The organism is Pelagerythrobacter sp. Soil_C_18, from assembly GCF_057657235.1.
Map to the genome: position 1 here is coordinate 390857 of NZ_JBDGIU010000003.1, position 13196 is coordinate 404052.

The window sequence follows — 13196 nt, forward strand, 5'->3', positions numbered from 1 at the left end:
CGGGGATTTCACGGGACAGCGCGGGGATTCCGCGCAGACGAGGCGGGGATCTATGGGGAATCCGCCTTCTGTGATGGTTTGTGAGCGGGACGCGGTGCAGAATTTCTCCTTATTGAGTAACAGTTTAGGGACTCATCCCCGATAATCCCCTAAATTTCCCTTTCTTCCCGCATTCTGCCGGTTTAGAAATGTCCTCCATCGGACAGGTCGTCTCACGCTGCGTCCCGATTCGCGGGGTGAGCCGCCAGCGTTTGCGCGCTGGCGGAGGCGGGGGAGGCATGTCCGGACGAGCAAACCCTTTGGGTTATGGGGGCGGACCCGGTGCCGGAGGCGCAGAAGTTCACAGGATTTAGCGGTCAGGCCTTGTCGCTGGCAGGCGACAAGGGCCGCTATGTCTTGCCGTCCGCCTTCCGCAACCTCGTCAAGGAATCCAGCGACGGCCGCATCCTCTGCATCGACAAGCACCCGAAGCTCGACTGCCTCGTCGGCTTCGGCCTCTCGCGCCACGACGAGCTCGAAGCGCAGCTCGACCGGGAAGAGGACATGGCCTGGAAACGCGGGCTCGATTTCGACCGCGACACCCGCGCCGCGCAGCTCTTCGGCTACATGCGCGTCCCGTTCGACGACAGCGGGCGCTTCATCATGCCATCGCACCTCGTGCGCCTTGGCAAGGTCGAGGACCAGCTCTACTTCCACGGGCTCGGCCGCTTTTTCACGATCTGGAACCCCGCCGAACTGGCGCGGATGAACGACGACTGGGCGAGCGCCAAGGGCGCCTGCGCGGATCTCGTGGCCGAGCACGAAGCCAAGGCGGCACGCAAATGAGCGGCGCCGCGATCCCGCATGTCCCGGTGCTTCTCGACGAAGTGCTTGCCGCGCTCGCTGCGCGCTCGGGCGACGTCATCGTCGATGCCACCTTCGGTGCCGGCGGTTACACGCGCGCCCTGCTCGACGCGGGCGCGACCGTCCATGCGTTCGACCGCGATCCCGACGCGATCGCCGCCGGTCGCACGTGGCCGGAAACGTCCGAGCAGCCCCCGCGCCTCGTACTCCACCCGCGCCGCTTCTCCGAAATGGTCGAGGCGTTGGGTGAGGCCGGCGTGGCGCAAGTCGATGGCGTGGCGATGGATATCGGCGTGTCCTCGATGCAGCTCGACCAGGCGGAGCGCGGCTTCGCCTTCTCCGCCGACGGGCCGCTCGACATGACGATGAGCCGGTCCGGCCCCAATGCCGCCGATTTCGTCAACAACGCCGACGAAGCGGAGATCGCCGACGTGCTCTATCGCTACGGCGAGGAGCGCCAGTCGCGCCGCGTCGCGCGCGCGATCGTCGCAGCCCGGCCGCTCGCGACAACCGGCGATCTGGCGCGCGTGGTGCGCAAGGCACTCGGCTACCGCGCGGGGGCGCCCAAGGATCCGGCGACGCGCAGCTTTCAGGCGATCCGCATTCACGTCAACGCCGAGCTGGACGAACTCATGACGGGCCTGGCCGCGGCGGAGAGGCTGCTGCGCGAAGGCGGCCGGCTGGCGGTCGTCAGCTTCCACAGCCTGGAGGACCGGATCGTGAAGCGCTTCTTGCGCGAGGCATCGGCCGTCACCGCGGGGTCGCGCCATCTGCCGCAGGCGGAGGCAGCGCCCGCAGTCTTCGCCAAGGTATCGCGGGCCGTGCGCCCGGGCGAAGCCGAGGTCGCGCGCAACCCGCGTGCACGCTCGGCCGTATTGCGCCACGCGGTCCGCACCGCCGCGCCAGCGCGGGAGGCGGCATGATGACCGTCGGCAGCCGCATGCGCCAGATCGGCTGGGCCGTCGTGCTCAGCATTTGCCTCGCCGGCTTCGTCGTGCTGACCTTCCGGGTCAACGCGGTGAAGAGCGAGGTGCGCCTGGCCGAACGTCAGATCATCGCCCTTGAGCGCGAGAACCTGCTGCTCGAAACCGAGTTCGAGACCCGCGCCAACCAGCAGCAGCTCGCCAACTGGAACCGGGTCGAATTCGGCTATCAGGCGCCGCGCGCCGATCAGTTCCTCGACAACGAGCGCGAGCTTGCCGCCCTCGGCCTGCCGCGCGCGATCGGCGGGCCCGAGCCGATCCGCGTCGCCCGCGCGCCCGCGGCCGAGACCGCGAGCTTCCCCAAGATGGTCTCTCCCGTCACCGGCCAGCCAGCCGGCGTGGAGGACGATCGCCCCGAGGGCGAGACAGTCGCCAGCACGCGCTCGCTTGCCGACCGGTTGTCCGGCAAGGTCGCGTTCGAGACGGCGTTCGCAGAGTTCTCCGAATGAATGCGCTGACCGTCAGCACGGCGATCTCGGTCGGGCGGGTTCATTTCATCACCAACCGCCAGCGCTCGCTCACCGTCGCGCGCTGGCGGGCGTTGTGGCTGGCGCTGCTGTTCGTCGCGATCGGCGTCGTCGCGCTCGTGCGGATCGCGTTCCTGGGCCTCAGCGACCGCGCGACCACGGTGGCCTCGCTGGAGGAGGCGCTGCTGCCGCCGCGCGGGGAGATCACCGACCGCAACGGCGTGCCGCTGGCGCGGGCCTTCCCCGCCTACGCGCTGTGGTACAATCCCGATGCGCTGGGCGCGGACGGAGAGCCGCTGGTCAAGGACCCGAAGCAGGTCGCGGCGGAACTCGCAGTGATCTTCCCGGACCTCGACGCGGAGGAGGTCGCCGAGCAGCTCGCATCGGGCAAGCCCGGCTATATCCGGCGTCGCGTCCTGCCCGAGGATGCCAACCGGGTGCAGGCGATCGGCGAGCTCGCGCTGGAAATGCCGCAGGAGACCGACCGCTATTACCCGCAGGGGCACATGGCCGCCCACGTGCTCGGCTATGTCGATGCGATGGGTAACGGGCAGGTCGGGATGGAGCAGGTCCTCGACAAGCGCCTGACCGATCCTGCGCGCCGCGGCGAGCCGGCCGCGCTGTCGATCGACGTGCGGGTGCAGGGCGCCCTCGAAGACGAGCTGCGCCGCGGCATGCTCGCGGTCAACGCGCTCGGCGCTGCCGGCATCGTGCTCGACGTCGATACCGGGGAAGTCCTCGCGCTCGCCTCGCTGCCCGAGTTCAACCCGAACAAGATCGACGTTCAGGGCGAATCGTACATGTTCAACCGGGTGACCAACCAGGTCTATGAACTCGGGTCGACCTTCAAGCCGCTCACCGTCGCCGCGGCGATCGACGCGGGGGTGGTGCGCGACTTCGGCTATCGCTACGACGCGGGCCCCGTGCCCATCGCCGGTTACACGATCAAGGACAGTCACCCGCTCGGCCCGACGCTCAACGTGCCCGAGGCGCTGATCCATTCGTCGAACACCGTGACGGCGCGGATCGCGGATGAACTCGGCCCGGAACGCCTGCGCCAGACGATGATCGACCTGGGCATGAACGAGCGGCCCTATATCGAGCTGCCGGCGCGCGGCATGCCGATCTGGCCGAATGAGGATTGGTCGCGCATCCGCACCATGACGGTCGGCTTCGGGCACGGCATCGCCGTTACCCCGCTGCATCTCGCGAGTGCCTATGCCGCCATGGTCAACGGCGGGATCTGGCGGCCGACGACGATGCACAAGCTCGAGCCGAGCGAAGCACCCCGGGGACGCCGGGTGTTCAAGGCCTCGACCAGCGCGCGCATGCGCCAGCTCCTGCGGATGATCGCCGCCTACGGCACCGGCCGGAATGCCAACGCGGCCGGCTACCGTGTCGGCGGCAAGACCGGCTCGGCCGAGAAGCCGGGCGCGGGCGGCTATCAGCGCAGCGCGCTGATCTCGACGTTCGCGGCCGCCTTCCCGATGGACCGCCCACGCTATGTGGTCGTCGCCATGCTCGACGAGCCCAAGGGCACCACGGCCAGCTCGTTCCAGCGCACCGCCGCCTGGAACGCGGCGCCGATCGTCGGCAATCTCATTCCGCGCATCGGGCCGCTGCTCGGCGTGCGGCCGGACGACGCGCGCGACGTCGACATCAGCGATCTGCGGCCGCTGATCGGCGGAGTGGACAAGTGAGGCTGGCGCGGCTCGTCAGCGCTGCCGGAATGGTACCTGGCAGCGACACCGATCTCCAGGTCACGGGCTTCGCGATCGACCACCGCAAGGTCGCACCCGGCACCGTGTTCGGCGCCTTTCGCGGCAGCGCCTTCAACGGCGAGGACTTCATTCCGGCTGCGATCGCGGCGGGCGCCGTAGCGGTGGTCGCGCGGCCGGACGTGCGGGTGGAGGGCGCTGTCCACATCGCCGATGCCGAACCGCGCCGCGCCTTCGCCAGCCTGGCCGCGAAGTTCTTCGCGCCCGTACCGCAGACCATCGTCGCGGTAACGGGCACCAACGGCAAGACCTCGACCGTCGAGATGACCCGGCAGCTCTGGCGCATGGCGGGCGAACGCGCCGCGTCGATCGGCACGCTCGGCGTCACCACCTCGGACGAGAGCGTTTCCACCGGCCTCACCACGCCCGACATCGTCACCTTCCTTTCGAACATGAGCGGCCTGGCGCGCGAAGGGGTGACGCATGTCGCCTACGAAGCCTCCAGCCATGGGCTGTCGCAGTTCCGCAACGAAGGGCTGCCGGTCTCGGCCGCAGCCTTCACCAACTTCAGCCGCGACCACCTCGACTATCATGCGAGCATGGAGGACTACTTCGCGGCCAAGATGCGGCTGATCGACGAAGTGGTGTCGGACGATGCCGCCGTTGTCGTCTGGACGGGCAAGGGCGAATGGGCCGACCGCGCGATCGAGCATGCGCGCAAGCGCTCGCTGCGGGTCCTGACAGTGGGCGAGCGGGGCGACCATATCCGCCTGATCGCCCATGCGCCCACCCAGCTGGGGCAGGAGCTGACGGTCGAGCACGCCGGCGAGCGGCGGACGATCCGCCTGCCGTTGATTGGCGCCTATCAGGTCGCCAACGCCCTGGTCGCGGCAGGCCTGGTGATCGCCACCGGCGGCCGCCCCGCGGCGACGCTCGAGGGCGTGGCGCGCCTGCAGCCGGTACGCGGACGGCTGGAACGCGCGGTGATCGCGCCGTCGGGAGCGCCGGTCTACGTCGACTACGCCCATACGCCGGACGCGCTGGAGGCGGCGATTGCTGCGCTCCGCCCGCACGTTGCCGGGCGACTGATTACGGTGTTCGGCGCGGGGGGCGACCGCGATGCCGGCAAACGCGCCGAGATGGGCCGCGTCGCCAGCGAGCATTCGGACGCGGTTATCGTGACCGACGACAATCCGCGAAGTGAGGATCCGGCGGCGATCCGTAGCGCGATCATGTCGGGCGCGCCCGGCGCCACCGAGATCGGCGACCGGCGCGAGGCAATCTGCGCTGCCATCGAAATGACCGAGGCGGATGATATCGTGCTCATCGCCGGCAAGGGACACGAGCAGGGCCAGATCATAGGTTCGGGGGAGACGATGCGGGTGTTGCCATTCGATGATGTGACCGTCGCGCGCGAATGCGCCGCGGCGCAAGGGGAACGGGCATGAGCGCGCACCGCGCCTTGCGGGCCTGGCCGGTCCGCCCGCGCGACAGCTTCGGCCTGGCGCTGTGGGACTCGGCTGCACTCGCCGAGGCTATGAGCGGCACCGCCAGCGGCGCGTTCCAGGTTGCCGGCGTCGAGATCGACTCGCGCGACGTGCGTCCGGGCGACCTGTTCTTCGCGCTGAAGGGCGAAGCCACCGACGGGCATCGTTTCCTCGACAAGGCGTTCGCCAACGGCGCAGCGGCCGCTGTCGTCGACCGTCCGATCGACTGGCCGCACATCCTGGTGCGTGACACCAATGCGGCGCTGACGGCGCTCGCCGCCGCCTCGCGCGCCCGCTCGGCCGCAGTGCGCATCGGTGTCACCGGGTCGGTCGGCAAGACCGGGGTCAAGGAAGCGATCTTCGCCGCGCTCGACCGCGCCAGCCGCGGCCAGGCCCATCGTTCGGTCCGCAGCTACAACAACCATGTCGGCGTGCCGCTAAGCCTTGCGCGCATGCCGGCGCGCAGCCGCTACGGCGTGTTCGAGATGGGCATGAACCACGCGGGCGAGATCGCCGCGCTGACCGCGCAGGTCCGCCCACAGGTTGCGGTGATCACGACGATCGCGCCGGCGCATATCGAGAACCTCGGCAGCGAAGAGGCGATCGCCGACGCGAAAGCGGAGATCTTCACGGCGCTCGAACCGGGCGGCACGGCCGTGATCCCGGCGGATTCGCCCCACTTCGAGCGGCTGCGCGATCAGGCACTCGCCGCCGGGGCCAGGATCATCTCGTTCGGACGTGCACCCCATGCCGATCTGCGCCTGCTCGACGCGATCCCGGCCGCAAACGGGGGCGCGCTGGTGACCGCCGACCTCGGCGATACGCGGCTGTGCTATTCGGTTGCCGAGCCGGGCGAGCACTGGATCGCCAACTCGCTCGCGGTCATGGCGGCGGTGCGCGCTGCGGGCGGCGATCTCGGATCGGCCGGGCTCGCGCTGGCCGAGATGGGCGGCCTCAAGGGTCGCGGCGCACGCCACCGCATCGCTGCGATCGGCGGCCGCGCACTGCTGATCGACGAGAGCTACAACGCCAATCCCACCTCGGTGCGCGCGACCCTGCGCCAGCTCGGCCAGACGCCCGCCTCGCGCCGGATCGCCGTGCTCGGCAGCATGAAGGAGCTCGGCGACTTCTCCGCCGCTTACCACGCGCAGCTTGCGGAACCGCTTGCCGAAGCGAAAGTCGACCACGCGGTGCTGGTAGGCGACGAAATGCGCGCGCTTGCACGGGACTTGGGGAAAGGCGCAGGCGGTGCGCTTGCGGGCGGGCTGACGTTCGCGCATTGCGATGGGCCTGCCGAAGCGATCGCGGCGCTCGAGGAATTCGGTATCGCCGCTGGCGATGCGATCCTCGTCAAGGGTTCCAACTCGGTTGGTCTCGGCAGGCTAGTGACTCATTTCGCCGCCAGGGATCACGGCGGCCGGGACGGCTGAATGCTATACCTCTTCGCCGAGTGGCTGGGTTTCGAAGGCGCCCTCAACCTCGTCCGTTATCAGACGTTCCGCGCCGGCGCGACACTGATGACGGCGCTGCTGATCGGCCTGCTCATCGGGCCGCGCTTCATCAACATGCTGCGCGTGCGCCAGGGGAAGGGCCAGCCGATCCGCGAGGATGGGCCGCAGACGCATCTCGCCAAGCGCGGTACGCCCACGATGGGCGGGCTGATGATCCTCGTCTCGCTCGTGATCTCGATGCTGCTGTGGATGGATCTCAAGAACCCGTTCGTCTGGGCCTGCCTCGCGGTGACCGTCGGGTTCGGCGTGATCGGCTTCCTCGACGATTACGACAAGATCTCCAAGTCGAGTCATCACGGCGTATCGGGCAAGGTCCGGCTGCTGCTCGAGTTCATCGTCGCAGGCGTGGCCTCGTGGATCGTGGTGAGCCAGATCAACACGTTCCTCTACGTGCCGTTCTTCAACGATCTCGGGTTTGAGCTCGGCTGGTTCTACTACGTCTTCGCGGCGGTCGTGATCGTCGGCGCGGGCAATGCGGTGAACCTCACCGACGGGCTCGACGGCTTGGCGATCATGCCGGTGATCATCGCCGCCGGCACGTTCGCGCTGATCGTCTACCTCGTCGGCCGCGTCGACTATTCGCAGTATCTCGGCATTCCGCACGTGCCGGGGGCGGGTGAGCTGGCGATCTTCTGCGCCGCGATCATGGGGGCGGGGCTCGCCTTCCTGTGGTTCAATGCCCCGCCTGCTGCTGTGTTCATGGGCGACACCGGCAGCCTTGCGCTGGGCGGCGCGCTGGGCGCGATCGCGGTTGCGGCGCATCACGAGATCGTGCTCGCCATCGTCGGCGGCCTGTTCGTGGTCGAGGCGCTTTCTGTGATCATTCAGGTTTTCTGGTTCAAGCGTACGGGCAGACGGATTTTCCGCATGGCCCCGATTCATCACCATTTCGAACAGCTCGGCTGGAGCGAGAGCAAAGTCGTGATCCGCTTCTGGATCATCGCCATCGTGCTCGCGCTGATGGGCCTGGCGACGCTGAAGCTGCGATGATCGTTTCGGGCGCCTTCTGCGGTAAACGCTACGCGGTCCTCGGCCTCGCCCGGTCGGGCCTGGCCGCGGTCGACACCCTGCTTGCCAGCGGGGCGGAGGTCGTCGCGTGGGACCGGCAGGACGTGGCGCGCGACAAGGTCGGCAGCCGGGCCCGGCTCGCCGATCCGCTGGAGATCGACCTTACCGGCGTCGACGGCGTGGTCGTCTCGCCCGGCGTGCCGCTCAATACCCACCCGATCGCCGAACGGGCGGCGCGCTTCGGCGTGCCGGTGATCGGCGATATCGAGCTCTTCGCGCTCGCCCGGGGAGCGCTTCCCTCCCACAAGGTGGTGGGCATCACGGGCACCAACGGCAAGTCGACAACGACCGCGCTCGTCCATCACATCCTCGAAAGCGCCGGCGTGCCTGCGCGCATGGGCGGCAACATCGGTCTCCCGATCCTCGCGCAGGAGCCGCTGCCCGAAGGCGGCGTCTATGTGCTGGAGCTGTCGAGCTATCAGATCGATCTCACCCGCTCGCTCGCTTGCGATGCCGCGGCGCTGGGCAATGTCACGCCGGACCATCTCGATCGCTACGGCGATTTCCCGGCTTACGCGGCGTCCAAGGCGCGCCTCTTCGCGATGCAGGCGGCTGACCAGTTCGCCGTGTTCGGCTGCGCGGACGATCCGACCAAGGCGATTTTCGCCGCCGAGCAGGCCCGACGGGCGGCGGGCCGTGTGGTCTGCGCGGATCGGGCCGCACTCGCCGGGGATCAGGCGGGTTGGCCGGCGCTACAGGGACCACACAACCTCGAGAATGCGGCGATCGCCGCCGCGCTGTGCGAGGAGCTGGGCGTGCCGCGCGCGGCGGTCCTCGCCGCCATGGCGAGCTTCCGCGGCTTGCCGCACCGAATGGAAGTCGTCGCCAACCATCGCGGCGTCCTGTTCGTCAACGACAGCAAGGCGACCAATCCCGCCTCGGCCGCGCCCGCGCTCGCCGCCTATCCGCCCAGTCCGCGTCCGCGCATTCACTGGATTGTCGGCGGTCTGCCCAAGGAAGACGGGCTCGGCGAATGCGAGGCGTTCATCGGCAACGTCGCGGCTGCGTACACGATCGGCGAGGCCGGCCCGCGCTTCGCGGAGCTGCTGGGAGGCCGGGTGCGGGTCGAGAAGGCGGAACTGATGTGCCAGGCGCTCCGCCTCGCCATGGCCGCGGCGGGGCCGGGCGATGTCGTCCTGCTATCGCCCGCTTGCGCAAGTTTCGATCAGTTCCGCGATTACGAGAAGCGCGGCGAATACTTCCGCGAACTCGTCGCCATGCTGATCGGCGAGCCGAGCCCGCCCATCGACTGCTTCGCCGGGAAGTCGGCGGCATGACCACGAGCCCGCCCTATATCCCCCGCACCGGTGAGCGTGCCCCGCGGCCCGACCGTTACCGCAGCACGCGGCGCGCGGAGCTGAAGATCTGGTGGCGCGAGATCGACCGCGTGCTGCTGTTCCTGATCCTCGCGTTGATGGCGGTGGGCACGGCCGCCGTCGCGGCGGCATCGCCTGCGAGCGCGAACCGTCTCTCGACCGCCAAGGAGACGCTGCCGGACCTCTATTTCTATTGGGCGCACCTGCGCTGGCAGATGGTCGGCCTCGCGGTGATGTTAGGCGCGGCGATGCTCTCACGCGAGAACGCGCGCCGTGCAGGCATCATGCTGTTCGCCGTGATGTTCGCGCTGCTGATGCTCGTGCCGATCGTCGGCAACGAGGTGAACGGCGCAAAGCGCTGGATCGACCTCGGCTTCTCGTTCCAGCCGTCCGAGTTTCTCAAGCCTGCTTTCGCCATAGCGCTCGCCTGGGTGATCTCCTGGCGCGCCCGCGATCCGAACCTGCCGGTGATCCCCATCGCCACCGGCATAATGGGCGCGGTCGGTATGCTGCTGATGCTCCAGCCCAATCTCGGCGACACAGTGCTCTTCGCCGGCGTTTGGTTCGCGCTGGTGATCCTGTCGGGCGTGTCGACGCAGCGCCTCGGCCTGGTGCTCGGCGCGGGCGTCGTTGTCTCCTGTATGACCTACCTGTTCTACGAGAACGGCCGGAACCGCATCAACGACTTCTTCGCGGGCGGCACGGCCTACGATCAAGTCGACCTGGCCGAACGCACGTTGCTCGCGGGCGGATGGACGGGAAGCGGACTGTGGCTCGGGGTGCGCAAGATGAGCCTGCCCGAAGCTCACACCGACTACATCTTCTCCGTCATCGGGGAGGAATTCGGCCTGCTCGTCTGCGGGCTTATCGTGCTGCTCTACCTCGCGATCATCGTACGCGTGCTCGTGCGCCTGGTGGACGAGGAGGACCTGTTCACCCTGCTTGCCGGATCGGGGCTCGCGGTGCTGATCGGCGGCCAGGCGTTCATCAATATCCTCGTGAATCTCCAGCTCGCGCCTTCGAAGGGGATGACGCTGCCGTTGGTGTCCTACGGCGGCTCCTCGACCATCGCGGTGTGCCTCACGGTCGGGCTCCTGCTCGCGATCACGCGGCGCAACCCGTTCCTCAGGCGCAACTCGCCAGGTCTCTGGCACCGGTTGTTCGGGCGGGAGGCGCAGGCATGACCGGCGCGAACCGCCACTACGTTCTCGCCGCGGGCGGCACCGGCGGGCACCTGATCCCCGCCTTCGCGCTCGCGACCGAGCTCGAGCGGCGCGGGCACCACGTCGCGCTGGTCACCGACGAGCGGGGCGCCGCGATCCCGGGCAAACCGTCGTTCTTGCCCGCGCATGTCCTGCCCGCCGGGCGCTTCGGAAAGAACCCGCTCGCCTGGGTGAAGGGGGCGAGTGCGGTGCTGGAAGGGCGCAAGATGGCGCTCCGCCTGTTCGAGACCTTCGAGCCGAGTGCCGTGGTCGGGTTCGGCGGCTATCCTGCCCTGCCGGCGCTGCTCGCCTCGACCTCTGCGGGCATACCGAGCCTGGTGCATGAGCAGAACGCCGTCCTGGGCCGGGTCAACCGCATGCTTAGCGGGCGCGTGCAGGCGATCGCGACCGCTTATCCCGATATCGCCCGGCTGAAGCCGAAGCATGTGGAGAAAGTCCATCTCGTCGGCAACCCGGTCCGCGCTGAAGTGCTGCAACTGCGGAAGGAGCCGTTTCCGCCCTTGAGCGAAGATGGCCTGCTCCGCGTGCTGGTAACTGGCGGCAGCCAGGGCGCTCGCGTGCTGTCGGAGATCGTGCCCGACGGGCTCGCCATGTTGCCCCCGGCGCTGCGCCAGCGGCTCCAGATCACCCAGCAATGCCGCGCCGAGGACATCGACGCGGTGCGCGAGCGCTACCGCAGCCACGACATTCCCGCCGAGCTCGGCACCTATTTCGAGGACATGGCCACGCGTCTCGCCGATGCGCACCTGTTCATCGGCCGGGCGGGCGCTTCGACCATCGGAGAGCTGACCGCCGTCGGGCGCCCTGCGATCCTGATCCCGCTGCCGATCGCGACCGACGACCACCAGGCCGCCAACACCCGCGAGCTGACCAAGGCGGGCGGTGCGCGGATGATCCGGCAGGAACGGTTCACGCCCAAGGAACTGGCCAAGCAGATCCAGGCTCTCGCCCAGCACCCGCAGTCGCTCGCGAACGCAGCGCACGCCGCATGGAATTGCGGCCGGCCCGACGCGGTGAAGGATCTTGCCGATCTCGTCGAGAGCTTCGGCGGGGCCGAGATGATGGACGTAATCCGCGTGGGCGCAGACAAGCCGCGGGGGGCGACGCAAGGGGTAACAGCCGGGCAGGGCGCGGCATGAAAGGCGTCGCGACCGATATCGGAACGATCCACTTCGTCGGCATCGGCGGGATTGGCATGTCCGGCATTGCCGAAGTCATGCACAACCTCGGCTATAGCGTGCAGGGCTCGGACATCGCCGAAAGCACGAGCGTCGAGCGGCTGCGCGCGCGCGGGATCGATGTGGCGATCGGCCACGCGGCGGAGAACGTCGAAGGTGTCGCGGTTGTCGTCACCTCCACGGCGGTGCGGCGCACCAACCCGGAAGTGGTCGCCGCCCTCGAGCATCGCATTCCCGTCGTCCGGCGTGCGGAGATGCTCGCCGAGCTGATGCGGCTCAAGAACACCGTCGCGGTGGCGGGCACGCACGGCAAGACGACCACGACCAGCATGATCGCCGCGTTGCTCGATGCAGGCGGGGTCGATCCGACGGTCATCAACGGCGGGATCATCGAGCAGTACGGCTCGAACGCGCGCCTGGGCGACAGCGACTGGATGGTGGTCGAGGCGGACGAGAGCGACGGCAGCTTCCTGCGGCTCGACGGGACGATCGCGGTCGTCACGAATATCGATCCCGAACACCTCGACCATTACGGCGATTTCGACGGGGTGAAGGACGCCTTCATCGAGTTCATCCACAACGTGCCCTTCTACGGCGCGGCAATCCTGTGCATCGACCACCCGGAAGTGCAGGCGGTGACTGGTAAAGTGCGCGACCGGCGCGTGGTGACTTACGGCTTCTCGCTCCAGGCGGACGTCTGTGCGGTCAACGTCCGGCCGGTGCCCGGTGGAAACGAGTTCGACGTGGTCGTGCGCCAGCGCAATGATGGGGACCGCAGGATCGAATGCGTCCGCCTGCCGATGCCCGGGCGCCACAATGTCCAGAACGCGCTCGCTGCCATCGCAGTGGCCATCGAGATGGGCTGTTCGGATGAGACGATCTGCAACGGCTTCGACCAGTTCAGCGGCGTGCGGCGGCGCTTTACCAAAGTGGGCGAAGTGGCGGGTGCAATCGTCATTGACGACTACGCGCACCACCCGGTGGAGATCCGGGCCGTGCTCGCGGCCGCGCGCGAGAGTGTGTCCGGCAAGCCGGAGGGGCGGGTGATCGCGGTCATGCAGCCGCATCGCTATTCGCGTCTCGGCGATCTGATGGACGACTTCCAGAACTGCTTCAACGAAGCCGACCAGGTCTACGTCACGCCGGTCTATGCCGCGGGCGAGGAGCCGGTGGCGGGTGTCGATTCCACCACGCTGGTCGCCGGTCTGAAATCCCGCGGCCATCGTGCGGCAACGACCGTCGCCGATCAGGCCGAACTGGCGCGCGTTCTGGCGGGCGAAGTCCGCGAAGGCGATCTCGTCGTCTGCCTTGGCGCCGGCGACATCACCAAGTGGGCCGCCGGCCTCGCCGACGCGGTCGGCCGGGAGCGGGCGGCATGACGATGGACCAGTTCGACTGGCCC

At 68.6% G+C, this 13196-nt stretch carries 11 protein-coding genes; all 11 read left to right on the top strand.

What is annotated here, in order from left to right; all coding sequences use genetic code 11:
* Positions 1-321 precede the first annotated feature (321 nt).
* Genes AC3A5N_RS09950 through murC form a run of 11 tightly spaced genes read left to right on the top strand, consistent with a single transcriptional unit; the run spans position 322 to position 13173 of the window.
* Positions 322-825, top strand: a complete 504-nt coding sequence (locus tag AC3A5N_RS09950) for a division/cell wall cluster transcriptional repressor MraZ (protein ID WP_487737156.1) — start codon at positions 322-324, stop codon at positions 823-825.
* Positions 822-1766, top strand: a complete 945-nt coding sequence (gene rsmH / locus AC3A5N_RS09955) for a 16S rRNA (cytosine(1402)-N(4))-methyltransferase RsmH (RefSeq protein WP_487737157.1) — start codon at positions 822-824, stop codon at positions 1764-1766. The genes AC3A5N_RS09950 and rsmH overlap by 4 nt, the downstream gene beginning before the upstream one ends.
* Positions 1763-2275, top strand: coding sequence for a hypothetical protein (locus tag AC3A5N_RS09960; protein WP_487737158.1), 513 nt, complete (start codon positions 1763-1765; stop codon positions 2273-2275). The genes rsmH and AC3A5N_RS09960 overlap by 4 nt, the downstream gene beginning before the upstream one ends.
* A complete protein-coding gene (locus AC3A5N_RS09965) occupies positions 2272-3993 on the top strand; it encodes a peptidoglycan D,D-transpeptidase FtsI family protein (RefSeq protein ID WP_487737159.1) in 1722 nt (573 codons plus the stop codon). Before AC3A5N_RS09960 ends, AC3A5N_RS09965 begins: the two co-directional genes overlap by 4 nt.
* Complete coding sequence (locus tag AC3A5N_RS09970) at positions 3990-5459, top strand: UDP-N-acetylmuramoyl-L-alanyl-D-glutamate--2,6-diaminopimelate ligase (RefSeq protein WP_487737160.1); 1470 nt, start codon at positions 3990-3992, stop codon at positions 5457-5459. The genes AC3A5N_RS09965 and AC3A5N_RS09970 overlap by 4 nt, the downstream gene beginning before the upstream one ends.
* Complete coding sequence (locus tag AC3A5N_RS09975) at positions 5456-6928, top strand: UDP-N-acetylmuramoyl-tripeptide--D-alanyl-D-alanine ligase (protein WP_487737161.1); 1473 nt, start codon at positions 5456-5458, stop codon at positions 6926-6928. Before AC3A5N_RS09970 ends, AC3A5N_RS09975 begins: the two co-directional genes overlap by 4 nt.
* Complete coding sequence (gene mraY / locus AC3A5N_RS09980) at positions 6929-7999, top strand: phospho-N-acetylmuramoyl-pentapeptide-transferase (RefSeq protein WP_487737162.1); 1071 nt, start codon at positions 6929-6931, stop codon at positions 7997-7999. It begins immediately after the preceding gene.
* The gene (gene murD / locus AC3A5N_RS09985) at positions 7996-9354 is read left to right on the top strand and encodes a UDP-N-acetylmuramoyl-L-alanine--D-glutamate ligase (protein ID WP_487737163.1); all 1359 of its coding nucleotides are present in this window, start codon (positions 7996-7998) and stop codon (positions 9352-9354) included. The genes mraY and murD overlap by 4 nt, the downstream gene beginning before the upstream one ends.
* Positions 9351-10577, top strand: coding sequence for an FtsW/RodA/SpoVE family cell cycle protein (locus AC3A5N_RS09990; protein WP_487737164.1), 1227 nt, complete (start codon positions 9351-9353; stop codon positions 10575-10577). Before murD ends, AC3A5N_RS09990 begins: the two co-directional genes overlap by 4 nt.
* Positions 10574-11755: an undecaprenyldiphospho-muramoylpentapeptide beta-N-acetylglucosaminyltransferase gene (gene murG / locus AC3A5N_RS09995; protein ID WP_487737165.1), complete on the top strand. Its 1182-nt coding sequence runs from the start codon at positions 10574-10576 to the stop codon at positions 11753-11755. The genes AC3A5N_RS09990 and murG overlap by 4 nt, the downstream gene beginning before the upstream one ends.
* Complete coding sequence (gene murC / locus AC3A5N_RS10000; RefSeq protein WP_487737166.1) at positions 11752-13173, top strand: UDP-N-acetylmuramate--L-alanine ligase; 1422 nt, start codon at positions 11752-11754, stop codon at positions 13171-13173. Before murG ends, murC begins: the two co-directional genes overlap by 4 nt.
* The last annotated feature ends 23 nt before the right edge of the window (positions 13174-13196 follow it).

Bases quoted from the DNA above. Each gene is read 5' to 3' on its own strand.
- AC3A5N_RS09990 (WP_487737164.1), top strand. From the start codon at position 9,351: ATGACCACGAGCCCGCCCTATATCCCCCGCACCGGTGAGCGTGCCCCG.
- mraY (WP_487737162.1), top strand. From the start codon at position 6,929: ATGCTATACCTCTTCGCCGAGTGGCTGGGTTTCGAAGGCGCCCTCAAC.
- murD (WP_487737163.1), top strand. From the start codon at position 7,996: ATGATCGTTTCGGGCGCCTTCTGCGGTAAACGCTACGCGGTCCTCGGC.
- AC3A5N_RS09965 (WP_487737159.1), top strand. From the start codon at position 2,272: ATGAATGCGCTGACCGTCAGCACGGCGATCTCGGTCGGGCGGGTTCAT.
- murC (WP_487737166.1), top strand. From the start codon at position 11,752: ATGAAAGGCGTCGCGACCGATATCGGAACGATCCACTTCGTCGGCATC.
- rsmH (WP_487737157.1), top strand. From the start codon at position 822: ATGAGCGGCGCCGCGATCCCGCATGTCCCGGTGCTTCTCGACGAAGTG.
- AC3A5N_RS09960 (WP_487737158.1), top strand. From the start codon at position 1,763: ATGATGACCGTCGGCAGCCGCATGCGCCAGATCGGCTGGGCCGTCGTG.
- murG (WP_487737165.1), top strand. From the start codon at position 10,574: ATGACCGGCGCGAACCGCCACTACGTTCTCGCCGCGGGCGGCACCGGC.
- AC3A5N_RS09975 (WP_487737161.1), top strand. From the start codon at position 5,456: ATGAGCGCGCACCGCGCCTTGCGGGCCTGGCCGGTCCGCCCGCGCGAC.